The sequence below is a fragment of the Ralstonia pickettii genome (assembly GCF_016466415.2).
GTDB classification, from domain to species: Bacteria; Pseudomonadota; Gammaproteobacteria; order Burkholderiales; family Burkholderiaceae; genus Ralstonia; species Ralstonia pickettii.
On sequence record NZ_CP066772.2, the window covers coordinates 542,977 to 568,525 of the forward strand.

At 63.3% G+C, this 25,549-nt stretch carries 20 protein-coding genes; 15 read left to right on the plus strand and 5 right to left on the minus strand.

What is annotated here, in order from left to right; all coding sequences use genetic code 11:
- Positions 1–62 precede the first annotated feature (62 nt).
- The 9 genes from RP6297_RS18690 (at position 63) to RP6297_RS18730 (ending at position 10,094) form a co-directional block, all read left to right on the plus strand.
- Positions 63–2,426, plus strand: coding sequence for a bifunctional salicylyl-CoA 5-hydroxylase/oxidoreductase (locus tag RP6297_RS18690; RefSeq protein WP_009240245.1), 2,364 nt, complete (start codon positions 63–65; stop codon positions 2,424–2,426).
- 1 nt (position 2,427) lies between these two features.
- Positions 2,428–3,210, plus strand: coding sequence for an SDR family NAD(P)-dependent oxidoreductase (locus RP6297_RS18695; RefSeq protein ID WP_009240246.1), 783 nt, complete (start codon positions 2,428–2,430; stop codon positions 3,208–3,210).
- Positions 3,207–3,791 carry a MarR family winged helix-turn-helix transcriptional regulator gene (locus tag RP6297_RS18700; RefSeq protein WP_009240247.1) on the plus strand — a complete coding sequence of 195 codons (585 nt, stop codon included), beginning with the start codon at positions 3,207–3,209 and terminating at the stop codon, positions 3,789–3,791. Before RP6297_RS18695 ends, RP6297_RS18700 begins: the two co-directional genes overlap by 4 nt.
- Positions 3,792–3,808: 17 nt before the next feature.
- A complete protein-coding gene (locus RP6297_RS18705) occupies positions 3,809–4,669 on the plus strand; it encodes an enoyl-CoA hydratase family protein (RefSeq protein WP_009240248.1) in 861 nt (286 codons plus the stop codon).
- Between the two features lies 1 nt (position 4,670).
- Entirely contained in the window at positions 4,671–5,846 is a 1,176-nt protein-coding gene (locus RP6297_RS18710) for an acyl-CoA dehydrogenase family protein (RefSeq protein WP_009240249.1), read from the plus strand.
- 37 nt (positions 5,847–5,883) lie between these two features.
- Positions 5,884–7,500: an AMP-binding protein gene (locus RP6297_RS18715; RefSeq protein ID WP_009240250.1), complete on the plus strand. Its 1,617-nt coding sequence runs from the start codon at positions 5,884–5,886 to the stop codon at positions 7,498–7,500.
- Positions 7,497–7,922 (plus strand): acyl-CoA thioesterase, encoded by a 426-nt coding sequence (locus RP6297_RS18720; RefSeq protein ID WP_009240251.1) that lies wholly within the window; start codon positions 7,497–7,499, stop codon positions 7,920–7,922. The genes RP6297_RS18715 and RP6297_RS18720 overlap by 4 nt, the downstream gene beginning before the upstream one ends.
- Before the next feature lie 19 nt (positions 7,923–7,941).
- The gene (locus RP6297_RS18725; protein WP_009240252.1) at positions 7,942–8,334 is read left to right on the plus strand and encodes a RidA family protein; all 393 of its coding nucleotides are present in this window, start codon (positions 7,942–7,944) and stop codon (positions 8,332–8,334) included.
- Between the two features lie 626 nt (positions 8,335–8,960).
- Positions 8,961–10,094 carry a hypothetical protein gene (locus tag RP6297_RS18730; protein WP_009240253.1) on the plus strand — a complete coding sequence of 378 codons (1,134 nt, stop codon included), beginning with the start codon at positions 8,961–8,963 and terminating at the stop codon, positions 10,092–10,094.
- Between the two features lie 220 nt (positions 10,095–10,314).
- Here RP6297_RS18730 and RP6297_RS18735 read toward each other — a convergent pair whose 3' ends face one another.
- Positions 10,315–11,841, minus strand: a complete 1,527-nt coding sequence (locus tag RP6297_RS18735) for an efflux transporter outer membrane subunit (RefSeq protein WP_009240254.1) — start codon at positions 11,839–11,841, stop codon at positions 10,315–10,317.
- A gap of 136 nt (positions 11,842–11,977) precedes the next feature.
- On the opposite strand from RP6297_RS18735, the gene RP6297_RS18740 reads away from it, so the two are divergent.
- Positions 11,978–13,210, plus strand: a complete 1,233-nt coding sequence (locus RP6297_RS18740) for an efflux RND transporter periplasmic adaptor subunit (protein ID WP_009240255.1) — start codon at positions 11,978–11,980, stop codon at positions 13,208–13,210.
- Positions 13,211–13,222: 12 nt separating this feature from the next.
- Positions 13,223–16,390, plus strand: coding sequence for an efflux RND transporter permease subunit (locus tag RP6297_RS18745; RefSeq protein ID WP_004632322.1), 3,168 nt, complete (start codon positions 13,223–13,225; stop codon positions 16,388–16,390).
- A gap of 29 nt (positions 16,391–16,419) precedes the next feature.
- Here RP6297_RS18745 and RP6297_RS18750 read toward each other — a convergent pair whose 3' ends face one another.
- Positions 16,420–17,025 carry a response regulator transcription factor gene (locus RP6297_RS18750; RefSeq protein ID WP_009240256.1) on the minus strand — a complete coding sequence of 202 codons (606 nt, stop codon included), beginning with the start codon at positions 17,023–17,025 and terminating at the stop codon, positions 16,420–16,422.
- Between the two features lie 76 nt (positions 17,026–17,101).
- Between RP6297_RS18750 and RP6297_RS18755 the strand changes: the two genes are divergently transcribed.
- A complete protein-coding gene (locus tag RP6297_RS18755; protein WP_009240257.1) occupies positions 17,102–18,709 on the plus strand; it encodes a sensor histidine kinase in 1,608 nt (535 codons plus the stop codon).
- On the opposite strand, the gene RP6297_RS18760 is transcribed toward RP6297_RS18755, so the two are convergent.
- Together RP6297_RS18760 and RP6297_RS18765 are read right to left on the minus strand one after the other, a co-directional pair.
- Complete coding sequence (locus tag RP6297_RS18760; RefSeq protein ID WP_004632317.1) at positions 18,706–19,629, minus strand: cation diffusion facilitator family transporter; 924 nt, start codon at positions 19,627–19,629, stop codon at positions 18,706–18,708. The genes RP6297_RS18755 and RP6297_RS18760 overlap by 4 nt on opposite strands.
- Positions 19,630–19,832: 203 nt before the next feature.
- Entirely contained in the window at positions 19,833–20,246 is a 414-nt protein-coding gene (locus tag RP6297_RS18765; protein WP_009240258.1) for a hypothetical protein, read from the minus strand.
- 579 nt (positions 20,247–20,825) lie between these two features.
- On the opposite strand from RP6297_RS18765, the gene RP6297_RS18770 reads away from it, so the two are divergent.
- Both RP6297_RS18770 and RP6297_RS18775 read left to right on the plus strand, forming a co-directional pair.
- Complete coding sequence (locus tag RP6297_RS18770) at positions 20,826–21,833, plus strand: fatty acid desaturase (RefSeq protein WP_009240259.1); 1,008 nt, start codon at positions 20,826–20,828, stop codon at positions 21,831–21,833.
- A gap of 22 nt (positions 21,834–21,855) precedes the next feature.
- A complete protein-coding gene (locus RP6297_RS18775) occupies positions 21,856–22,647 on the plus strand; it encodes a phosphate/phosphite/phosphonate ABC transporter substrate-binding protein (protein WP_009277036.1) in 792 nt (263 codons plus the stop codon).
- A 490-nt stretch (positions 22,648–23,137) separates the two neighbouring features.
- Here RP6297_RS18775 and RP6297_RS18780 read toward each other — a convergent pair whose 3' ends face one another.
- Positions 23,138–23,383 carry a hypothetical protein gene (locus RP6297_RS18780; RefSeq protein ID WP_009277035.1) on the minus strand — a complete coding sequence of 82 codons (246 nt, stop codon included), beginning with the start codon at positions 23,381–23,383 and terminating at the stop codon, positions 23,138–23,140.
- A 443-nt stretch (positions 23,384–23,826) separates the two neighbouring features.
- Here RP6297_RS18780 and RP6297_RS18785 point away from each other — a divergent pair, with 443 nt between their 5' ends.
- Positions 23,827–25,458 carry a methyl-accepting chemotaxis protein gene (locus RP6297_RS18785; RefSeq protein ID WP_009240261.1) on the plus strand — a complete coding sequence of 544 codons (1,632 nt, stop codon included), beginning with the start codon at positions 23,827–23,829 and terminating at the stop codon, positions 25,456–25,458.
- Positions 25,459–25,549 lie beyond the last annotated feature (91 nt).

Consider the following 25,549-nt stretch of genomic DNA (forward strand, 5'->3'; position numbering starts at 1 on the left):
TTACTTTACAACTAAACTATTCATGACTAAGGTAATACCGCATCAAACGCGGAGCCGTTGTCATGAAGATTGTCTGTATTGGTGGTGGGCCGGCCGGCCTGTACTTTGCCCTGCTGATGAAGCTGCAGGACCCGTCGCACGACATCACGGTGGTGGAGCGCAACCGCCCGTATGACACGTTCGGCTGGGGCGTGGTGTTCTCCGACCAGACGTTGGGCAACCTGCAGCGCGCCGACGCCAAGAGCGCCGCGCAGATCCTCGACGCCTTCAACCACTGGGACGACATTGAAGTCCACATCCGAGGGCAGGTCGTGCGCTCGGGCGGCCACGGCTTCTGCGGCATCGGGCGCAAGCGCCTGCTGAACATCCTGCAGGCGCGCTGTGAGGAAGAAGGCGTCAAGCTCGTCTTCGAAACCGACGTCCAGGATGACACGGTTTACGCCGATGCCGACCTCATCATCGCCAGCGACGGCCTGAACAGCCGCATCCGCACCAAGTACGCTGCCACGTATCAACCCGATATCGACACCCGCCGCTGCCGCTTTGTCTGGCTCGGCACGCACAAGCTGTTCGAGGCGTTCACGTTTGCGTTTGAAGAAACCGAGCACGGCTGGTTCCAGGCGCATGCGTACCGCTTTGATGACGAAACCTCCACCTTCATTGTCGAGGCGCCCGAAGAGGTGTGGCGCGCCGCCGGGCTGGAGACCATGGAGAAGGAAGACGCCATCGCCTATTGCGAGCGCCTCTTCGCAAAGTACCTCGACGGCAACAAGCTGATTTCCAATGCCACGCACCTGCGGGGCTCTGCGCAGTGGATTCGGTTTCCGCGCGTGGTCTGCCGACATTGGGTGCATACCAACGCGCACGGCACGCCGGTGGTGCTCATGGGCGACGCCGCACACACGGCGCACTTCTCGATTGGCTCCGGCACCAAGCTGGCGCTGGAAGATTCGATCGAACTCGCGCGCAGCATCGGCCAGCACCCGGGCGATTTGCGTGCCGCGCTTGAGCACTACGAGGCGGTGCGCAGCGTGGAAGTGCTGCGCATTCAGAACGCGGCGCGCAATTCGACGGAGTGGTTTGAAAACGTCGCTCGTTACGCCAACCTGCCGACCGAGCAGTTTGCGTATTCGCTGCTCACGCGCAGCCAGCGCATCAGCCACGAAAACCTGCGCCAGCGCGACAAGCGCTATCTCGAACAGTTTGAAGACTGGATTGCCGAGCAGGCCGGCGCCCAGCGCGGCCCGCAACACGGCCCGGTGCCGCCGATGTTCACGCCGTTCACGGTGCGTGGCGTCACGCTCAAGAACCGCGTGGTGGTGTCGCCCATGGCGCAGTACTCGTGCGAAGACGGCCAGCCGGCGGATTACCACCTTGTGCACCTGGGCGCGCGCGCCATGGGCGGTGCCGGCCTGGTGATGGCCGAGATGACCTGTGTGTCGCCCGATGCCCGCATCACCCCGGGCTGCCCGGGTTTGTGGAACACCGATCAGCGCGACGGCTGGGCGCGCATCGTGCAGTTCGTGCACGCCAACAGCGATGCGAAGCTGGGCATCCAGCTCGGCCATGCCGGCGCCAAGGGCTCGACGCGCGTGGCGTGGGAAGGCATCGATCTGCCACTGGAAGACGGGCAGAACTGGCCGCTGATTTCCGCATCGCCCCAGCAGTATCTGGATGGCGTGAGCCAGTGGTCGCGGGCCATGACGCGCGACGACATGGACCGCGTGCGTGACGACTTCGTCCATTCGGCGCGGCTCGCGGCGGAAGCCGGCTTCGACTGGCTGGAGCTGCACTGCGCGCACGGCTATCTGCTGTCGTCGTTCATCTCGCCGCTGACGAACCAGCGCAACGACGAATACGGCGGCTCACTGGAGAACCGGCTGCGTTTTCCGCTCGAAGTCTTCCACGCGGTGCGTGAGGTGTGGCCGAGCAACAAGCCGATGTCGGTGCGCATTTCCGCGCACGACTGGGTGGAGGGTGGCATCACGCCGGACGATGCGGTGGAAATTGCGCGCGTGTTCAAGGCCGCGGGCGCAGACATGATCGATTGCTCGTCGGGCCAGGTCAGCAAGAAGGAGCAGCCGGTGTACGGCCGCATGTTCCAGACGCCGTTTGCCGACCGCGTGCGCAACGAGGCGGGCATCGCCACCATCGCTGTGGGCGCCATCTCCGAGGCCGACCACGTCAACAGCATCATTGCCGCCCGCCGTGCTGACCTGTGCGCCGTGGCCCGCCCGCACTTGGCCAATCCGGCCTGGACGCTGAACGAAGCCGCCCGCATCGGTTATCTCGACATGCCGTGGCCCAAGCAATACCGCGCAGGCAAGCTGCAGCTGGAGCGCAACCTGGAGCGCGAACGCGCGATGGCGGCGCAGGCGGCGGGTTTGTCACCGCTGGAGCAGGCCAACCGCATGCAGGGGGTTTGAGATGGCGACACCTGCAATGCTCAGCGGGCACCACGCTGTCGTTACCGGCGCTGGGCGCGGGATCGGCGCGGCGATTGCCGCGCAACTCGCAGCGCAGGGCGCCACGCTCACGCTGATGGGCCGCGACGTCAACGTGCTGCAAGCCACCGCCAAGACGTTGTCCGACAGCGCCCGCGCGCAGGTCGTGACGTGTGACGTGACCGACGAGGCGAGTGTGGCAGCGGCATTCGAATCCGCACGCGCGGGGCTCGGCCCTATCTCCATCCTGGTCAACAACGCGGGCCAGGCCGAGAGTGCGCCGTTTGCCAAGACCACGCTCGATCAATGGCAGCGCATGCTGTCCGTCAACTTGACGGGCACGTTCCTGTGCACGCAGGCGGCGTTGGCCGATGTGCAGGCGTCGGGCCGCGGTCGCATCGTCAACATTGCCAGCACGGCCGGGCAGCGCGGTTATGCGTATGTGTCGGCATATGTGGCGGCCAAGCATGGCGTGATCGGGCTCACGCGCTCGCTGGCGCTGGAGCTTGCGGCGCGCGGCGTCACCGTCAACGCGGTGTGCCCGGGCTACACGGAAACGGACATCGTGCGCGAGAGCATCGACCGCATCGTCGCCCGCACCGGCCGCAGCGCAGAAGAGGCGCTGGCCGAGCTGGTGAAGGGCAACCCGCAAGGCCGGCTCATCACGCCCGACGAAGTGGCGAACGCTGTGGTGTGGCTGTGCTCCGATGGCGCGTCGTCGGTCACGGGTCAGGCCATCTCGGTATCCGGCGGGGAGGTAATGTGAACACCGAACGCACCCGGCGCAAAACCGCACTCGCCACGCGCGCCTCCGGCCATCACGCCGTCGTGCAGGCGCTGGGCGACGAACATATCGGCCTGGAAGCGCGCGCGCATGTGGACGACCACATGGACGTCAAGATATGGCTGCGCCTGCTGGCCTGCAGCACGCAGATCGAGCAGCAGATCCGCCAGCGCCTGCGCACGCGCTTCAACACCACGCTGCCGCGCTTCGACTATCTGGCACAACTCGATCGCCATCCGGACGGGCTGCGCATGAACGTGCTGTCGCGCTACCTGATGGTGACAGGCGGCAACGTTACCGGCCTGACTGACCAGTTGGAGAAGGAAGGGCTTGTCAGACGCGAGGCGGATCCGGACGATCGCCGGTCCTTTCGCGTGCTGCTGACCGACGCCGGCCGCCGCCACTTTGCCGAGATGGCCGCCGAGCACGAACGCTGGCTGATCGAGATGTTCGACGGCCTTGGCGTCGCCAACAAAGACGCGCTGTATGCGCAGCTCGGCCACCTGCGCGTCCACCTCGCGCAGCGCGAGCAAGAGCTGGACGCCCGCGAAGATCAACCCTGAACGAACCCGACCCAACCATGACCGACCCGAATCACCCTGTGGACCCGGCCCTGCTGGCCGGCAACCGCCGCCCGCTGGCGGGTTATCAAGCCAAGCATTTCCTGTGGAGCGTGGAAGGCGGTGTTGCCACCATCACGCTCAACCGGCCGGAGCGCAAGAACCCGCTCACGTTCGATTCGTATGCCGAGCTGCGCGACCTGTTCCATCAGCTCAAGTGGGCGGATGACGTCAAAGCCATCGTGCTGGCCGGTGCGGGCGACAACTTCTGCTCCGGCGGTGATGTGCACGAGATCATCGGTCCGCTCGTGCAACTGAAGGCGCCCGAACTGCTGATGTTCACGCGCATGACGGGCGAGCTGGTGAAGACGATGCGCGCGTGCCCGCAGCCGATCGTCGCTGCAATTGACGGCGTGTGTGCCGGCGCGGGCGCCATCCTGGCGATGGCTTCCGACCTGCGTCTGGGCACCGCGCGCAGCAAGACGGCGTTCCTTTTCAATCGCGTTGGCCTGGCCGGCTGCGACATGGGCGCCTGCGCGATCCTGCCGCGCATCATCGGCCAGGGCCGCGCGAGCGAGTTGCTCTACACCGGCCGCTCGATGAGCGGTGAAGAGGGCGAGCGCTGGGGCTTTTTCAACCGCCTGTGCGAACCGGCCGAGGTGCTGAGCCAAGCGCATGCCCTGGCCGCCGACCTGGCCGCCGGCCCGACATTCGCCAACGGCATCACCAAGACGATGCTGCACCAGGAATGGACGATGACGATCGAGCAGGCGATCGAGGCCGAGGCGCAGGCGCAGGCCATCTGCATGCTGACCGAAGATTTCTCGCGGGCGTATCACGCGTTCGTCGCCAAACAGAAACCGGTATTCGAGGGCAACTGAGATGAGCGACAAAGATTATTTGCAGTGGCCGTTCTTTGACGACAAGCACCGCCAGCTCGAAACCGAACTCGATGCCTGGGCCACGAAGCATATCGCGCACGACCACGGCCCCGATGTGGATGCCGAATGCCGCGCGCTGGTCAAGTCGCTCGGGCAAGCCGGCTGGCTGCGTCACGCCGTTGGCGGCACGGCGCACGGCGGCGCGGCGGAGACCATCGACACGCGCGCCATCTGCCTGATCCGTGAGACGCTGGCACGCCATTTCGGCCTGGCCGACTTTGCCTTTGCGATGCAGGGGCTGGGCTCGGGCGCCATCTCGTTGCACGGTACGCCCGAGCAGCGCGAACGCTATCTCACGAAGGTCGCGCGCGGCGAGGCCATCGCTGCATTTGCATTGTCCGAACCGGAGGCCGGCTCCGATGTAGCCGCCATGGCGTGCGCCGCGCGTGAAGACGGCACGGATTACGTGCTCGACGGCGAGAAGACATGGATTTCCAACGGCGGCATCGCCGACTTCTACATCGTGTTTGCCCGCTCCGGCGAGGCGCCGGGCTCGCGCGGCATCAGCGCGTTCATTGTCGAGGCCGGTACGCCAGGCTTTGAGATTGCAGAGCGCATCAACGTGATTGCGCCGCACCCGCTCGCGCGCCTGCGCTTTACCAATTGCCGCATTCCGGCCAGCCAGCGCGTGGGCGCGGCAGGCGAGGGCTTCAAAGTGGCGATGCGCACGCTGGATGTGTTCCGCACGTCGGTGGCTGCAGCCGCGCTGGGTTTTGCGCGCCGCGCGCTGGACGAAGCGCTGGCGCGCGCCACCACCCGCAAGATGTTCAGCGGCGTACTTGCCGATTTCCAGCTCACGCAGGCCAAGCTCGCGCAAATGGCCACCGCCATCGACAGCGCGGCGCTGCTGACGTACCGCGCCGCGTGGCAGCGCGACCAGGGCCGCAACGTGACGCGCGAGGCTGCCATGGCCAAGTTGACCGCCACCGAAAACGCGCAGCAGGTGATCGACGCCGCCGTGCAGATGTGGGGCGGCCTGGGCGTGGTGAGCGAGCAGCCGGTGGAGCGCCTGTACCGCGAGATCCGCTCGCTTCGGATCTACGAAGGCGCGACGGAAGTGCAGCAACTCATCATCGCGCGCGAACTGCTGCGCGCGGCCACGCCGTCAGCGCACTGACTCTGACATTGCCCAGCCCAGAGACGGAGAGCTCGCCATGCCCAGCGCCCATATCGACACCTTCGCCCGCGACCGGCTGCCCCCGGCGGAGCTGCAACCGGTGTATCGCTTCGACCTGCCGGCGCTGCAGTTTCCGCCGCAGCTAAACTGCGCGACCGAATTGCTCGACCGCCGCGTTGAAGCAGGCGAGGGCGGCCGCCTTTGCATCCAGGCGCCCGGCATCCGTTGGACATACGCCGATCTCCAGGAGCACGCCAACCGCATCGCCAATGTGCTGGTCAACGAGATGGGCGTGGTGCCGGGCAACCGCGTGCTGCTGCGCTCGCCCAACAGCCCGATGCTGGCCGCCTGCTGGTTTGCCGTGATGAAGGTGGGCGCCATTGCGGTGACGACCATGCCGCTGCTGCGCGCCAAAGAGCTGGGTCAGATCCTGGGCAAGGGCGAGATCGGTTTCGCGCTGTGCGACGCGCGGCTCGTCGACGAGTTGCGCGATGCCGTGGCGCAAGCGGCCAAGCCGGTGCAGATGCTGTGTTTTCACGATGACACGCCGGAAGGGCTGGAGGCCGCCATGGCACGCCAGCCGGCCGCCTTCGCCAACGTCGATACGGCGGCGGATGACACGTGCCTGCTTGCCTTTACGTCGGGCACGACAGGCGTACCGAAAGCCACGATGCATTTTCATCGCGACATCCTCGCCATTTGCGCGTGTTGGCCGCCGCACGTGCTGCAGCCGCGCGCGGACGACATCTTCATCGGCAGCCCGCCGATGGCATTTACGTTCGGGCTTGGCGGCCTGCTGCTGTTTCCGATGAGCGTGGGTGCATCGACGGTGCTGCTGGAGAAGGCATCGCCGAACGATCTGGTCGATGGCATCCGCACGTTTGGCGCGACGGTGCTGTTCACGGCGCCTACCACGTACCGCAACATCGCGGCGCGCGGAGACGAGTTGCGCGCCACGCCGCTGCGCCGCTGCGTGTCGGCGGGCGAAGCGCTGCCGGTGGCCACGCGCACGCTGTGGAAGAACGCCACCGGCATCGAGCTGATCGACGGCATTGGCGCGACCGAGATGCTCCATATCTTCATCTCCGCCGCCGACGCCGACGTGCGCCCCGGCGCCACCGGCAAGGCCGTCCCCGGATATGTCGCACAGGTTGTGGACGACGCCGGCAACCCCGTGCCGCCGGGCACCGTGGGCCGCCTGGCAGTCCAGGGCCCGACCGGCTGTCGCTACCTGTCCGACGACCGTCAGCGCGCCTACGTGCGCAACGGCTGGAACCTCACGGGCGATGCATACGTCATGGACGAGGAAGGTTACTTTCACTACCACTCGCGCACTGACGACATGATCATCTCGTCGGGCTACAACATTGCCGCGCCCGAGGTGGAAGACGCGCTGATGCAGCATCCGGCCGTAGCCGAGTGCGGCGTGATCGGCGAGCCCGATGAAGAGCGCGGGCAGATCGTCAAGGCGTTCGTTGTATTGCATCCGGGCCATTCGGCGGGGCCGGAGATGGTCAAGACGCTGCAGGACTTCGTGAAGCAGACCGTGGCCCCGTACAAGTATCCGCGTGCCATCGAATTTCGCGCGAGCCTGCCGCGCAGTGAAGTCGGTAAGCTGCTGCGCTACCGCCTGCGCGAACACGACAAATCATGAGTGACTACCACTTCGAGCGCGCCGCGCGCATCCGCTTTGCACACTGCGACCCGGCCGGCATCGTCTACTTTCCGCAATACCTCGTGCTGTTCAATGGCCTGGTCGAAGACTGGTTTACCGACGGCCTGGGCGTTTCGTATGCGCAGATGCTGGGCCCGCGCCGCATCGGCCTGCCCATCGTCAAGCTGCATTGCGAGTTCAGCGCCATCAGCCGCATGGGCGACGACGTGCAGTTCAAGCTGAAGCTGGAGCGGCTGGGCAATGCGTCGCTTACGTTGGGCCTGGATTGCTGGTCCGGCGACGAACTGCGCGTGCGCTCCCAGCAGGTGCTGGTATTTACCGATCTCAACACGCATCGCGCGATGCCGATGCCGCCCGATGTGCGGCAGGCGATCGAGGCGAGCGTTCAACAGTCCCGATAAAAGTAGAAGGAATCGCATCATGGAAGTACTCCTCCCGCCTAACTGGCCGCGCCCCAAGGGCTATGCCAACGGTGTATCCGCGCGCGGGCGCATGGTGTTCGTGGCCGGCATGATCGGCTGGGATGCGCAGGGTGTGTTCCACACGGACGACCTGGCCGGCCAAGTGCGCCAGGCACTGCAGAACATCGTCGAGGTGTTGGCCGCCGGCGACGCCAAGCCCGAGCACATCGTGCGCATGACGTGGTACGTGACCGACAAGAAAGCCTACGTGGCGGCCTACCCCGAGATCGGCAAGGCGTTCCGCGAGCTGATCGGCAGCTTCAGCATTGCGATGACGGCGGTGGAGGTGGGAGCGCTGGTCGAAGACCGCGCGAAGGTGGAGATCGAGGTGACGGCGGTGGTGCCGGATTAGGGCGATCCGCGAACTGATGGGACACAAAAGCGTCCGTACCTGTACAAAAATGTCTGTGGCAACCGCGGGGGTTTGGAGACTGTTGACGCCAGTCCGCTCAACCAACCCCGACACCCCTGTTTCACCAGGCAGAGGACGGTGACTGAATCCGGCCTCTGCCGTTCAGGCGAATCAATGGCCACTTGGCCGGGCGAGTTAGCCGGAGTCTAGAGTTGGCATCTACGCGCCACAAGAAAAAATGGCGTAAGGAGCTCCGCAACGCCCACTGTATCCGCTCCGCATACACGTTCCCTGGCCGCGGATTTACATCTCTTCAATTTGCGTCGCCCTATGCGTTCAATGAGGCTGCTCGTGGCAGGGGCACCGCGTCACCGGCACCGAGGGTATCCGAACAGCATCGAAGAGGTCGATCTTGGCCGCGAGCCAACCCATGACGTCACTGTGCAGGCTACCGCTTCGGGCTCAGTCAGATCGACGAGTTGCCCGCACGAAAACGAATCTCTGAAAAGGTTCGAGGAACGGCATGAGTCGTATCCTGACAGGCATGCCCCTCCGCCATACGGATACCATTGCGGTGGCAACACCGAGGCCCAAGAACAACCATCGTTCACTTGTCCGCCCCCACCATGAAAACTCGGTGCATCCGTACTGTCCTTCTTGTCCTGGCCGCAACGTGGCTGACGAGCGCTGCGGCCGCCCAGACCTTCACCTGGGGCGTCTGTGGGCATCCAAGCCCGAGCCAGGCACTCTGGAGCGACTACGCCACACAGTTCGCTACGCTGGAGCAGCGCGGCTTGAAGAGCTATCGCTTCGACGTGCCGCTCACGAGGGATGGCTCGGCCGCCACGCAATTGCTGCAGGCGCTGGTGCCGCTGTCCCATGCGCACCACATCACGCTGCACCCGATCCTGTACGTGCCCTTCACTTGGGGCGATGCGACCGACAACGGCCGGTATCCCGACTCAGACGCCGGGCTCGAAGCGCAGGGCTACGATCGCGTGGCGCCGATCGTCCTGCGGTTCGCTGCTGACATTCGCGACTGGGAGCTGCAGAACGAGTTGAGCCTGCGACAGGGCTTCAAGAGCGGGACGGGCACCACCGCCAGCGACTACGCGACGCCGCTGGCGCATCAATGGGCAACCGTGCTGCGCGGCATGTCGCGCGCCGTGCATGATGTCGGCACCCGTACTGGCCGGCCGCTACGCACGGTGGTCGACACGGTCTACGCAGACTTCGGCCTGATTCCATTCCTGGAAGCGCAAGGCGCGCGGGTCGACAAACTGGCGTACCACTATTACTACGGTGGCGGCACCAGCCCATACCGGGTCAGTGTTCCAGGGGGAACGATCGACGTCTTTGCCGAGATGAAAAAGATCGGTAAGCCCGTCATCATCAACGAGTTGAACGCCGCCGAAATCTACGCCCCGCTGCGGGGCCAACCGTATGACGACGCGAAGGCCCTGGTCAGCCTGAAAACGCACATCGGCTACTTGCTGAACCAGAACGACGCCAATATCGAGGGCGCCGAGTTCTACGAGTTGTATGACGAATCCGGCAAAAACGCTGCCGAGTCCAACTTCGGACTGATGAAAACGCCGGCGCAGCCCAAAACCCAGATGCTGCTGGCAACGGTGGCCACGTGCGCGATGTTCTCGGCCAGCGAACACGCAACGCTGGTCTCGCAAGGGCTATTCACCGAAGCGGACCTGGCTGCAAGGCAGGCCAGTTGCAAGACAACTACCGCTGCGCACACCCGCTAGGGACTGCTCACATTTTCAAGAAGGGCCTGACGCGCAGGCTAAGCTCAATGCTGCCGCCAGACGGCTCAATTAGCGTCCGCGCAAAACTCTAAACGTCGATACGCCATCGGAACGTTGGCATCAATAAGTTGCATTGACCCGTTGAAGGCGCACATTTGTGAAATCCCGCGGAGTTGACCGTCAGGTCGGGGCACTGACCCTTCGCGCGAAGCCTCGCGCCTCATTGACTTCCGCCCTGTGCGATATCAGCGTGGGGCCGGTTCCACCACCCGCCCCCGAGCGCCTGAAATAGCGCGGCCGTATCGGAAAATCGGTTGGCGCGTGCCGCTATCGTGGCTTGCAGGGCCGTCTGGTAGGCCTGTTCGGCGCTTAGCACGGCGAGGATGTTGACCTGACCGATGGCGCGCTGCTTGTCAGTGATGTCCAGCGTGGTGCGGGCGGCCTGCTCGGCCTTTAGCGCGGCCTTGAGCACGTCGGCATCAGCATCCAGCGCATGGAGGGTATCGGCGACGTTCTGGAAGGCGGAGATGACCGTGCCACGATACTGGGCCTCGGCCTGGTCGACGCCCGCATCGGCGGCGCGTTTCTTGGCCAGCAGCGTGCCACCGTCGAAGAAGGTCTGCGCCACGCCGCCAACCAGGCTCCAGAACACATTGCCCTGCTGGAACATTTGGCTGAATTGAGAGGCTGTTCCGCCCCGGGTTGCAGACAGAGTGAGCTGGGGCAGCATGTTCGCAATGGCCACGCCTACCTGCGCAGTGGCGGCGTGCAGTTGTTCTTCCGCAGCGCGAACATCGGGGCGCTGCCGCACCAGATCAGACGGTAGCGACAAGGGCAACTCTTGCGGCAGCGTGAAATCTGCAAATGTGAAAGTGTCCGCGATGCCGTCGCCCGGCAGCTTGCCGGCCAGCGCGGCCAGCAAGTCGCGCTGCACGGCCAGTTGCTTTTGCAAGTTCGGCAGCGCCTGCTCGGCCTGCGCCAGCGCTGATTGTGCGGCGGCCACGTCGAGACCGGTGACGGCACCCAGCCTGAACTGCTTGCGCAGGTTGCCGACCAATTGTGTGTTGATGGCCACGATGCGCTTTTGCGCATCGATCTGCGCCCGCAGCGATGCCTCTTGTACCGCTGCCGCCACGATGTTGGTGGCCAGCGTTAGATGGGCGGCCTCCAACTGGAAGTACTGCGCATCCTCTGCGGCCTTGAGCGACTCAACCTGACGCCGGTTCAAGCCGAACACGTCAGGTGCGTAGCTGACCGTAACCTGTGCCGTGTGCAGGCTATAGATCTCGGCATTCGAGGTGAGCGACGGGGCGATCGTGCCGACCGCATCGCGCTTGCGGGCACCCTGGTACGCGCCCTGCACCAACGGGAAGAACGCGCCCTGCTGCGCACTCGTCTGCTGTTGCGCTATGCGCAGCGCCGCTTGCGCTGCACTCAACGTTGGGCTGGCGGCGAAGGCATTTTCAATGGTCTTGTTCAGCTTGTCCGACTGAAACGTCTTCCACCACTGGTCGGACACCTTCATGCCCGAGACAAAGCGCTGTGCTTCACCCCCCTGCGTGGCGGCAGAAGACGTCTGCTCCGGCAACGGCTGCGGCGTATAGCCGGACACCTTGGGCGCGTCCGGCACCTTGAAATCGGGCCCGACCGCACAGGCGGTGACCAGCAGGCAGGCCACCGCCAGGGTGGTCAGGCGCAGCGAGGCAGAGGTAGAAGGTGACGTGCCAAAGGCAGTTTTGGAGGGCATGCAGGCACCCAGTCTGGACGAATGGCGGCGATTCTAGGGGAGCGGCGATTTGTTGCGAACTGTGATTCATCACAGTAGACCGATCTGCAGGCGGCCCGCATCATGCGGGCCAATTTCTATCGTCTGGGGTATTGCCGTGCAGGTCGATTACAAATCTGCCGCCATCGGTGGCGCTGTTGCCGCGCTGGTCGTTGGCTGCCTGATGTGGGGCTTGGGAGGCCAGAAACGGTCCGAAGCCTCGCCCGCTCCGTCGTCACCATCGTCATATGGGGTGGCGCCCCTGGCTTTGCCGGCAACGGCGTCGCGCGATGGCCAAGCCGTCACGTTGAGCCAGAGTCAGCTCCAGTACATCAAGGTCGCGCCGGTTGAACTACACGACTTTGCCAACCGCCGTGAAGCCGTCGGCAACATCGATTTCAACCAGGACCGTGCCGTCCAGGTCTTCACGTCGTACCAGGGCAAGATTCGCAACACCTACGCCAAGGTGGGCGATACGGTGGCCAAGGGCAAGCCGTTGTTCGACATCGACAGTCCCGACCTGGTGCAGGCGGAATCCACGTTGATCTCCACTGCGGGCACGCGTAAGTTGACCACAGCGGCGCTGGCCCGCGCACGTCAGTTGTTTGAGATTCAGGGCCTTGCGCAGAAAGACCTGGACCAGGCTATCTCCGACCAGCAGGCTGCGGAGGCCGCCTACAAAGCTGCGCGTGAAGCCCTGACCGTGTTCGGCAAGACGCCCGCACAGATGGACCAGATCGTGGAGACGCGCAAGACCGATTCGCTGCTGACGGTGGTGAGCCCGATCTCGGGCCAGGTGACTGCGCGCAGCGCACAGCCGGGCTTGCTCTTGCAGCCGGGCAACGGCACGGCGCCATTCACGGTGGCTGACGTGTCCACCATGTGGATGCAGGCATTCGTGCCGGAAGCCGACGCGCCGCTGCTGCACGTTGGCCAGCCGGTCAAAATTCACGTCATGGCATTTCCGGGCCGGATCTTCAACGGCAAGATCACCACCGTGGGCGCATCGGTCGACGCCAACACGCACCGCATCCTGGTGCGTTCGGAAATCGACGATCCGAAGCACGAACTGCGCCCCGGCATGTTCACGTCATTCGACATCACCACCGGCGCGCCCATCCAATCACCAGCGTTGGCGATGGACGGCGTGGTGCGTGAAGGCGACGGCACCATGACCGCATGGGTCACGACGGACCGCAAGCGCTTTGTGCGGCGCGTGATCAAGCTTGGCCTGGAACAGGATGGCTTTGTGCAAGTGCTCGAAGGCCTGAGCGCGGGCGAACTGGCCGCCAACGAAGGCGCGCTGTACCTGAGCACGGCGGCTGCCGGCAATTTCAACGGCGCCGACTGAGGGGAGTTCACCGTGCTCAAATCAATTCTCAAGCTATCGCTGCTGCGACGGCCGCTGATCCTGTTGTTTCTGCTGGCATTCGTGGCGGCAGGGCTGTTTGCGTATTCCAAGCTCAACATCGAGGCGTACCCCAACCCCGCACCCGTCATCCTTGAGATCACGGCACAGACGCCCGGCCTGTCGGCCGAAGAAATGGAGCGGTACTACACCGTGCCGATGGAGATCGGCCTGGCGGCGACGCCAGGCGTGGAGAACATTCGTTCTACCTCGTTCTACGGTCTGTCGTTCGTGCGCGTGACCTTCAAATATGGGATCGACTACTACTTTGCTTACACGCAGGCCGCACTTGCCCTCCAGCAGAACGTCAGCCTGCCCAACAACGTGCAACCGCAGATTCAGGCGTCCAGCCTGGTCGGCGAAGTGGTGCGCTATCAGTTGAAGGGGCCGCCGCACTTTGGTTTGACCAACCTGCGCACCCTGCAGGATTGGGTGCTGCAGCGCCGCCTGAAGACCGTACCGGGTGTGGCCCAGGTCGTCAGCTGGGGAGGCACGACCAAGGAGTATGACGTCGAGGTCGACCCAAAGAAGCTGGAAGCCTATGGCGTCACCCTGCCGCAGATGATGACGGCGCTCGGCAATGCCAACATCAACGTCGGCGGACGCACGATCAACTTTGGGCAGCAGTCGGTCAACATCCGCGGCGTGGGTCTGATCCAAGACGTGAAGGACATCGACAAGATCGTTCTTACGCAGACCAATGGAGTGCCCGTGCAGGTCAAGGATGTGGCGAAGACGAAGATCGGTTTCGCGCCCCGTCTAGGCATTGCCGGCCGTGACAACGAAAGCGACGTCGTCACCGCCATCGTGGTGATGAACCGCACCATGCAGACCAACGACGTGGTGGCGCGCGTCAAGGCAGAGCTGGACAAGATCAACACCGATGGCACGCTGCCGGCAGGCGTGAAGGTCGAGCGTTACTACGACCGCTCGGAGCTCGTCTCCGTCACCACGCACACGGTCATGCATGCGCTGCTGTTTGGCTGCCTGCTGGTGTTCTTCATCCAATGGATCTTTCTGGGTGATTTGCGCAGCGCCATCATTGTCAGCGCGAACATTCCGTTTGCGCTGTTCTTCAGCATCCTGATCCTCTTGCTGACCGGCGAATCGGCCAACCTGCTCTCAGTGGGCGCGGTGGACTTCGGGATCATCGTCGATTCCTCCGTCATCCTGGTCGAGAACATCTTCCGCAACTTCCAGATGCCGGCGGCGGAGCAGACGCGCCTGCTGATGAGTCGCGACGCGAAGGTGCTCGGCCTCCGTGTGCCGGAGCGCTTGCGCATGATTTTCGTCAGTGCGCTGCAGGTGGATCGCGCCGTGTTCTTCTCCGCCTTGATCACCGTCGCGGCGTTCGTTCCGCTGTTCACCATGCAGGGGGTGGAGGGCCAGATCTTCGGGCCGATGGCGCGTACCTATGGCTACGCGTTGGCGGGCGCGCTCATCGCCACTTTCACGGTCACGCCGGCGCTGTGCTCGTACCTGCTGCCCAAGAAGATTGAAGAGAAGGAAACCTGGCTCGTGCGCGCACTGCACAGGCTCTACCAGCCTGCGCTGAAGTGGTCCCTATCCAACCGGCGCATTGCCGTGACGATCGGCGCGGTCGTGTTGGCGGCAACCGCGGCGCTCATGCCGCTGCTGGGCACGGAGTTCCTGCCCGCGCTTGAAGAAGGCAACCTGTGGATTCGGCTCACCATGCCGCAAACGGCGTCGCTGGAATCGGGCGTGGTACCGGTCTCGCGCATGCGTCAAATCCTCCTCAAACACCCCGAGGTGCGCACGGTGGTGTCGGCCCATGGTCGCCCCGACGACGGTAGTGATGCCGCCGGCTTCTACAACGCCGAGTTCTTCGTGCCGCTTAAACCTTTCGACCAATGGTCGGCGGGGATGACCAAGGAGAAGCTGATCGCGCAGGTGCAGAAAGAGTTCACCAGTGAGTTCACCGGGGTCGGCCTGAATTTCTCGCAGTACATCCAGGACAACGTGGAAGAGGGATTGTCTGGCGTGAAGGGGGCGAATTCGGTCAAGATCATCGGCCCGGATCTGCAGGTGCTGGAGCGGCTGGCCGATCAGGTGCAAAGCGAGATGAGCCGCGTCAAAGGCATCACCGACCTGGGCATCTTCCGTGTGCTGGGTCAACCGAACCTGAACGTGCGCATCAACCGTGAGGCGGCCGCGCGCTATGGACTGAACACGGGGGATGTGAATACCGTGGTCCAAGCGGCGCTGTCGGGTTCCCAGGCCACCACCATCCTGGAAGGCGATCGGCAGTTCGCACTGACGGTGCGGCTGGCCCCGGAGTACCGCGCCACGATCGATGCGGTGCGCAACATCCGCGTCGCCTACTCGAACGCGAACGGCGGCAACGCCTACATTCCACTCTCGGCGCTGGCTGACATCACGCTGGATACGGGGGCGTCGTACATCTATCACGAGAAGAACGCCCGCTATATTCCGGTCAAGTTCAGCGTGCGCGGGCGCGACCTGGGCGGCACGGTCGAAGAAGCGCAGCAGCGCATCGCCCAGCACGTCAAGTTGCCGCAGGGCTACCGCATCGAGTGGGCAGGTGAGTTTGAAGAACTCGAACAGGCCAAGCAGCGGCTCGCGGTCATGGTGCCGATCAGCATTCTGTTGATTCTGGTGCTGCTCTATGGGTTGTTCAATTCGCTGCGCGATAGCCTGATGGCGCTGGCCGGTATTCCGTTTGCGATTACCGGTGGGGTCGCGGCCCTGTTCCTGACGGGGTTGGACTTCAGCGTCTCGGCGGCAATCGGCTTTGTCTCGTTGTTTGGGGTGTCCGTGATGGACGGCATTCTGATGATCACCTACTACAACGACTTGCGCCGAGAGCGCGACCTCCAGCCCACGGAAGCCATGTTCCATGCGGCGCAACAGCGGATGCGGCCCATGCTGATGACCGCGCTGTCAGCGTGTATCGGCCTGTTCCCGGCGGCTATTTCCACGGGCATCGGCAGCCAGGTGCAGCGGCCACTGGCCACCGTGGTTGTGGGCGGCATGCTGGTGGGCCCGTTGATGCTGCTGGTGATCGTGCCGGCCCTGCGGATGGTATTCCTCGGCAAGGAGCCGCCGCCTGAAGAGCCGACCCTTGAGGAAGCGCCGGTCTGAGTGATGGCCGCCGCTTCGTGCGGCGGCCCCTACGGTTTGATGATGCCCGAGCTGGAAGCCCTGACCACGGCTTCGATGCGCGTGGCGACGCCCAGCTTTTCGCGCGCATTGTCCATATGGAAATCGACCGTGCGCTTGGAGAGCCCAAGAATCGTGGCAATCTCACCCGATGTCTTGCCGCGCGCAGACCATGCCAGCACCTCGGCCTCGCGCTCGCTCAGTTGTACGGGCGGATGCGCGGTGTGCGTGCGCGGCCGTCTGGCGAGCCGTGTTTGCACAATGCTAATCAGGATTTCGAAGTCGACCGGTTTGGTCACATAGTCATCAGCACCCAGGCGACGCCCACGCAGTTCGGACTCGCGTTGCGCCATCGCCGTCAGAAAGACGAACGGAATTTCGGCATAACGTGGTGCGAGCGTGCGCAACTGCTCCAGCAACTCGAATCCGGTCATGCCCGGCATGCCTACGTCGCACAGCACCAGGTCCGGGGCTTCGCGCAGGATCATCGCCAGCCCGGACTCACCATCATGCGCCGTGATCACGGTGTAACCGTGTTCGGCCAGTTCTTCGGTGATCAGCTCGCCGGTTTCAACGTCGTCTTCAATGCAGAGGATCTTCGGGCTGGCTGGCTTCATGGGGATTCCGCCTGGTGGTATGGTGACTGATGCTCCGCTCACGACGTTGTCAGGGAAACTGCGCAGGACATTACCTATGCAATCGCCAAACAGGGCCCCAGCCGCGCCAGACGGGCGGCGCTTTGGAATCGAATCTCCTTCGATCCTGCGTCCCATCCGCGTCCGGTTGACGCTGGTGTTCGTGATCTTTTTGCTGCTGGTGGTCGGCGTCGGCGCTTTCAGTATCGACCAATTGGCCAGTTTCCACAGCGTATCTGCGCAGATCAGCGGGCGCTGGCTTCAAAACAGCCGGATTCTGGGCGACCTCAATAACTACATCTCGGATTATCGCGCGGCCGAAGGCGATTTTCTAATCGCTTCATCACGTGCCGATCTGCGAGCCGCAGACGAACAGGTCGCCATGCTCGACAAAGCGATTGCCACGTCCCAGGCCCGCTACGACAAGATCGAGCACGACAGCCCCGAGCGCGAGCTTTACAGCCAGTTTGTCACCCAATGGAACACGTATCGCGAGCTTGCGCGACGGCTGATGATTTCTGCCAAGGCAGGCGACGTAGCGGGTGCTACGCGGCTCTATCACACGGACTCCAAGCATGCTTTCGACTCGGCCAACGACACCTTGGGTGTGATGACCGAACGCAGTGTCGCTGGCGCCACGGCAGAAACCGAGCGAGAGGCGCAGGCCTATCACAATGCGCGGCAACTCATAGTTGGGGCGATCGTGGTGGCGGCGTGCCTGGTCGTGTTGGCCGTGATTTATCTTGTCTACGCCGTGTCGCGCCCGATTGCCGCGCTGGTGGATCGCATGCACCGCGTTGCCAACAACGATACCCAGATCGACATCCCAGGCGTGGACCGCCACGACGAGATTGGTGACATCGCGCAAGCCGTGGCGCGTTTTCGCGAAAACACAATCGAATTGGGTCGCAGCAAGGATGCATTGATCGCCCAAGCCGCCGTATTGCAGGAGACGCTCGACAAAGAGCGCCGCATGGCCGAGTTGCAACGCAATTTCGTCTCAATGGCATCGCATGAATTCCGCACGCCGCTGGGCGTGATTGACGGCCAGGCTCAGCGCCTGATCCGCATGCGTGACGCGTTGCCGCCTGAGGTGCTGGAAGAGCGCTGCGAGAAAATCCGGGCTGCCGTGCAGCGCATGACGCACCTGATGGATCACCTGCTCGACTCTTCGCACTGGCTGGATTCCACGACGCCCGCAGCGATGCGGCGCACCGATTTCCCGCTTGCAGCGCTTCTGACCGAGGTTTGCGAAATGCACTTGGAAGGCACGCCGAGCGCACGGATCGAGTTGTGCGTAGAGACTGATGAGCCGAACACATTCTTCGGCGATGCCCGGCTTCTGTTCCAGGCCTTCAGCAATCTTGTCGGCAACGCCGTTAAATACTCGCCGCCAGGCGCACCGGTCAGCGTGCGTATGCGCAGCGACGGCGACGGTGTATCAGTGACAGTGGAAGACCGGGGCCTGGGCATACCAGAGCGCGATATCGAGCGCTTGTTCGAGCGCTACGTGCGTGGGGGCAACGTTGCGGGGACGGTCGGGGCAGGTGTCGGGCTTTATTTGGTGAAGCTGGTCGTGGAATTGCACCGAGGGACGATCACCGTGACCAGCGAAGAAGGCAAAGGCTCAACATTCAACGTGTTCTTACCGCGACTCAAAGGCTAGCTTGTACCGGCTGGGAGCCCGTTTACGGGATCGACGTGGGTCATGACATTGAGAACATCACGTCTTTGCATAACGCGTCGCCTCGCTTCGAGCGCGATGTCGTGACCGACCTTCACGGTTGCGGTGCTTTCGATCTCCAAGTGCGCGTCAACCAGGATCATGTCGCCCATTTTGCGTGTCCGCACGTCATGAACGCCAAGCACGCCTGGCGTGCCGAGTATCACTTCCCGAATTTCGCTGGCTGTCTCTTGATCGACGGCTCTGTCCATGAGGTCGTGCAGGGCATTCGAGCCAAACTGCCAGCCCATTCTCGCCACCATTAACCCGACAACGAATGCGGCCACTGGATCGAGCAGGTGGAATCCAAGCAAATTGCCGACGATGCCGAGTGCAACCACCAATGAGGAGGCTGCGTCGGAGCGGGCGTGCCATGCGTTCGCTATCAGCATGCTGGAGCGTACGCGCTCCGCAACGGCCAGCATGTACCGGAACAACAGTTCTTTGCTCACCAGTGCGCCCAGTGCGACCCACAAGCCGACCAATTTCACATGTGAGATCGACTCCGGATGCTCCAGCTTGGTCACCGCACCCCAGAGCATTCCGACGCCTACGGTGAGTAGCAGCAAGCCCAATACCAGGGATGCTGCTGTCTCGAATCGAAGGTGACCATAGTGATGTTCCGCATCCGGTTCCTTCTGGCTATGGTGTCCAGCAAAGAGAACGACGAAATCCGAAACCAGGTCGGAAAGCGAGTGGATCGCGTCGGCGATCAACGCTTGTGAATGGGCAAGAACGCCGGCAACCAGCTGCGCAGCCGTTAGGGCCAAATTGACACCCACGCTGACGAGCGTGCTGCGTTTCGCCGCGCGCTTCATGGCGGGCGTTTCGCTGTCGAGATCAATCTCGGTTGGCTGTTGCATGGTCTTGTTTGTCTGATGGACGAGGACAGATCACCTTGAGGGCGAGCGCCTGAATTTGTCCGCGATCATAGGGGGAGAGCGGGCCGTGTGGGAAATAACCGGGAGCCGCAGAAAAGAATCCGCATGAGAGGCGTTCGCATTCGCTGTTGCATTGGTTGGCACAACTGCAATGCCAGGGCTCGCATGTGCATCAAGACAATTCGCTAATGCGCCAGGATCGGCTTGCCGAATAGTGACGGCAGGAAATCATCCAGGAAGAACAACACCTGAATATTTGCGCCGACACCTCGCGTCGAACCGTGGGTTGTAGGAAGGCCCGGTTCCGCGGCGACCTGCCACGTATCGCTGACATAGGGGATCCCTGGGTTGACGGTGGCGCGCGTGCGTTGCCCCCGTGGTGAGTCGAACGCGAACTCAATCAAGGGAATCCATTGGCGGAGGGGATCCTCCTTGGGGAGCACGCCTGACGCAAATCGATCCGTCAAATACAGCGTGCTGTACTCCAGCGCGAATCTCCAGTGCACCGTGGTGACATTGGCCGTCCTTACAGTGTTGAACTGCCGCGTCGTCGGGTCATAGCTCAAGTTGTTCGACGTCTTACCTGTCGGCACGGCCACGCTGACACCCGCCGTAATGCCCGCCGGCCGCAACCAAGACCCTGCGTCAGGCAAGGCGCCGAACCCCTGGGCCTATATAGAGGCTCGGGGCGATGGTCGCTGAAATGTTGGCGCCGAGCCGTTTAGCCCCGGTATGAAGCGACTGGGCCGCGTAAGTCCAGCCGCTTCCGCGAGTGAGCGATAGTGCGCATGCATCACTGAGAAAGGCTTCACCTTGTCACACGTGACAAGTCAATGGGTCTGCGCGCAACTTCCAGCGCATGGGGGTTTCCATTCCATAGTGGCATTTGCGTTGAATAGTCCGGCCAACGAGGCGCCATGCGGTTGGCCGGAATTTGTGTCTCTTGTTTGTCCGTCGACGAGTCTCCTTGGTACAGACTTTCCTTTCCGCCAAGGTGGGAGCGGCTCAATCAAATCAACGCTTTATCGACGATTTTGGTACAGCCTTTTTTGTCTGCCGTTAAAACGCCATGTGCGCTGGCGATTGCTGCCACATATCGTTATCGGCAATCCTTCGTTCCGGTCGTGCGGGGTCGGCCCGTATGCTGTGCTTTCGTTCCACCACGCAAGCATGCACGCATGGCCATTTATCTTGACGACCGACAGCGCACGGAACTGGCGCGGGCCGCCCGTCACTGGCTGTGGCGCACGGAGCTGCCGACGTGGCTGCTGATTGCCACGGTCTATGCAACCTGGTTTGGCGTTGCCACGCATGTGCGGCAACTCGGTTTGCTGCTGGCGTGTGTGCTGCTGACGTTATGCACTACGTGGTACCTGTCGTTGCAGCACGAGCTGCTGCATGGTCACCCGACACGCTTGCCGTGGCTCAATGCCTTGCTCGGCGCCGCGCCGCTGGGCATCTGGCTGCCATATGGCCTGTACCGGCGCCTGCATCTGCGGCACCACGAGGCTGAACTGACGCACCCGGACACCGATCCGGAGAGCTACTTCCTCTACGCCGTCGATTGGCATGCGGCCAGTCCGGCAATGCGCAAGCTGTATGCCGCGCGCAATACGCTGGCCGGGCGGATGTTGCTGCAACCCGCGTCCTCGATTCTCACCATTGCAGCGGATGCTTGCGCAAAGCTGCGCTCGGGCGACTGGCGCGATGCGCCCATGTGGGCGGCCCACCTGCTTGCGGTCGTGGTGCTTCTCGTCTGGCTGCAGACGGCCTGTGGCCTGCCTGCCTGGCTCATGCTGCTGGGCGTGGCTTATCCGGCGCTGTCGTTGGCGGCGATCCGCTCTTTCCAGGAGCATCGCCCGGCGGATTCCCACGCCACCCGCAGCGTCATCAACGACGCCGGCTTGATGTGGCGGTTGCTGTTTCTCAACAACAACTACCATCTGGTGCACCACGACCTGCCTTCCGTACCGTGGTTTGCATTGGCATGGGTGTACCGGCGCCGCGCCGAGGACTACCTCGTGCGCAACGGCGGCTTCCATGTGCGAGGTTATCGGGAATGGCTGATCCGCTACGCGCTGCGTGTGGCGGCGCCGGTAGCGCATCCGCTGTTCCATGGTCCTTCCGATCGGCACGTGTATGCGCCGCATTCCTATGGGGAATATCGCGAATATGGCGAAGCGTGAGCGCTGGGTGGCAGCTCTACCGATGTACAACGTCTCTGCGTCGTTGCGGGACGACTGGGCCACGCTGATCGAGCGGACAGCCCAGGCGCTGGGCCGTGGCACGTCGCCCGTGATGCTGGACCCCGTGGACCCGGGCGAGAGCCCCGACGCGCTGCACGCCTTCTGGCGGCGCGACGATGTGTTGCTGTCGCAAACCTGCGGCTACCCGTTGATTCGCGGGTTGGCATCGCGGGTACAGCTGATCGGCACCCCACGCTTTGTTGCGCCCGGCTGCCACCAGGAAGCCTATAGCAGTGCGATCGTAGTCCGCGCGAAAGATGGCCCCACCACCCTGGCCGCATGCCGGGGCGCGCGGGTGGCCTGCAACAGCCCCGACTCGCACAGCGGCATGAACGCACTGCGGCACGCCGTCGCGCCACTGGTGCGCGGCGCGCGGTTCTTCGGGGCGGTCGTGCATACGGGGTCGCACCTCAGGTCGCTGGCGGCGGTTGCCGACGACGAGGCCGACGTTGCCGCCATCGACTGCGTGACGCTGGCGTTTGCCGCAGAGCACAGGCCAGACCTGGTTGCGGGGCTACGGCAGATCGGCTCGACACGGCATGTGGCCGGCCTGCCCTTCATCGCCGCGCGCCGGGCAGACGACGCCCTGGTAAAGCGAGTGAGGAAGGCGATGTGCGAAGCCTTGCACGATGACGCCGGCCTGCGCTCCAGGCTCCGCCTGGAAGACATCGTGCCGACCACGATGGCGCACTACCGGCCCATCGCCGTGATGGCACGCGAGGCGCGCATGCGCGGGTACGGGGAACTGGGCTGAGATTTCCCGAACGTGTCCAGGCCGAGCCGGTGGAAAGCGGTCGCGCATTGCGCACCGGCATCGAAGAGTCGTGCGCGCGCCAGAAACAGCCGATGACGGGCCTTTCTGGTCCGAACGTGGGCCTCCAACAGTCATGTTCGAACCTCTGTGGCCGGAGTGCGAGCCTCGAACACTCGCCCTCCACAGTCCACGCTCGAAAATTTCGACCTCTGACTGCCGGCTTCAAGCCTCGGGCGGTGGAACGTCAGCCTCAACGGGCCAACGTCGAGTGTTTGAGGGCCATGCGCCAATGTCTGACGGTGGCGTGTCGCTCTCAGACTGTCGAGATCGAATGTTTGAGATCGATTGGTGGATGCGATTGATGCCTACGTTTCGATATCGCTCGGGGCCGCGATGTCGATCCGCAGACGCGGGACGTGTTAGCCGCCGTCACAGCCGCTCTATCGGCGTTCCAATCTCCTTAACTGTTCAAGAATGACATCGCACGGATTTACCCGCGCGCCCCAGCATTGCCGGCGCGCTTGGCGCGAGGGCCGCGCTCGGTCAGCGGATTTCCGTGTTCGTTGACCTGGGAATAGATCGCGGCCAGGGCAGGTTGAACCTTGCGCATGCGGATCCGGTAGAACATCAACGCAGCCGACATCACAGCCAGCAGGACACCTGAGGCCGGTCCGATGATGTCGGCGCGTTGCCAGCGTGGTGCATCGTCAGCCGGGCGGCGCGCGTGACCACACACCGGGTAACTCGATTTCCATCCGCATACGAGAATTAAAATAATTTCATATCGAAAGTTTTTGCGCCGCCACGATTCACAAAAGCGCAGATTTGGTGCGCGTTCATCCTCTTGGTTTTGCTCGGATGTGCCGCCAAGCCAATACTGGCGTCACGCAGCTCACGATCAGCACGGACCCCTTCCGCCGAGAGCACAGGTTTGAAGCGCGCCGCTGCCCTGGCATCGCATTCAAGATTCCTCCTGCCGTGCCGTCATTTCCCATCAAAGCAGCCTGGGCAATCTTGCGGCGCGACGGCTTTGAAGATCGGTCAACGACAGCCGCACATGTCTTCAAGATGCTCCTGCTTCAACGCATGCACCTGATTGCATCGCCAGATGGCCACGGCGATGGCGTTGCCCAGGGCATGACGTCTCTCTCTGACGCCGCTGAAACAGGAATGAAGCAAATGAGAATCTCGGATATGAAGATCGGGGTGCGCCTTGGTGCAGCGTTCGCGCTTGTGGTGGCGCTGCTGATCGGGACTGCCGCGGTGGGCATCCAACGGCTGGACGACAACAACACGAAGATGGGCCGGATCGTCAGCGAGCGCTATTCGCTGATCGCGCTGAGCAACCAGATCAAGAACAACGGTTACAAGGCCAACGGCATTCTCAGCAATCTGCTGCTGGCCACGTCGGCCGACCAGAAAGCGAAGTACATGAACGACTACGCAGCCATCCGCCAGGCCAACGGACAGGCGTATGGCCGGCTGGAGAAGATGCTGACGACCGATGCGAGCAAGGCGCTCTTCAAGGAACAGTTCGAGGCGCGCTCCGCTTACGGTGCGAGCGTGCGCAAGTTCTTTGAGCTGATCGATGCCAACAAGCCCGAAGACGCACGCGTTCTGTACCAGGGCGACATGAGCCGCCTGCAAGACCAGTACTACGTGCTGGTCGACAAGATGGTGGATCACCAGGCCAGCGAGATGGAGCACGACGTGGGCGAAGCCGCCGCACAAGGTGCCAACGCGAAGATCCAGATGATCGTACTGGCCGTGCTGGCAACGCTGCTTGCCATTGCAACAGGTGGCTTCATCACCCGCACGATCACCGGCCCGATCCACCGTGCCGTGCATCTGGCCGAAGCCGTGGCGCAGGGCGATCTGACGCATCGTCTTGAAGTTGGCGCACAAGACGAGATCGGCCGCCTGCTGGCCGCGCTCAAGCACATGACCGAGAACCTGCATGGCATCGTCGGCCGTGTGCGCGGCGGAACGGACACCATCACGCGCGCATCGCGCGAGGTGGCCAGCGGCAACATCGATCTGTCCAGCCGGACCGAACAGCAGGCCAGCTCGCTGGAAGAAACGGCGGCGGCCATGGAGCAGCTCACCTCCACCGTAAAGCAGAACGCCGACAACGCGCAGGAAGCCAGCCGCCTGGCGTCCAACGCATCGCTGGTGGCCGCCAAGGGCGGCGACGCTGTTGGCGAGGCGATCGAGACCATGAGCACCATCAATGCGTCGTCACGCAAGATCGTCGACATCATCGGCGTGATCGACAGCATTGCGTTCCAGACCAACATCCTGGCGCTGAACGCCGCAGTGGAAGCCGCGCGCGCCGGCGAGCAGGGCCGGGGCTTTGCCGTGGTGGCGGGCGAGGTGCGCAACCTCGCGCAGCGCAGTGCCGCGGCGGCCAAGGAGATCAAGGGGCTGATCGAAGATTCGGTCAACCACGTCGGCACCGGCACCGCCAAGGTGGAAGAGGCCGGCCAGATCATCCGCGACGTGGTGGCCGGTATCCAGAACGTGACGAACATCGTTGCCGAGATCAGCGCTTCGAGCCGTGAACAGAGCGAAGGCATCGAGCAGATCAACGAGGCCATCACGCAGATGGACAAGGTCACGCAGGAAAACGCCTCGCTGGTCGAGGAAAGTGCGACATCGGCGCAGGCCCTGCAGGACCAGGCCGATCAACTGGCCGAGATGGTCAGCGCCTTCAGGCTGCATGGCGACATGCCGGGCCATGCGCATGGCGTGCAGGGCGAGACGGCCACCGTGGCGCAGGCTGGCTGGGCGCGAGCACAAACACTTTCGTAATTCGTAGTCGTCGTTGTCGCAGTGATGTTGCAGTCAGCAGTCCAACGGAGGAGGCACGGGCCATCGCCAGGCGGCTCGTCACAGAAGGAAT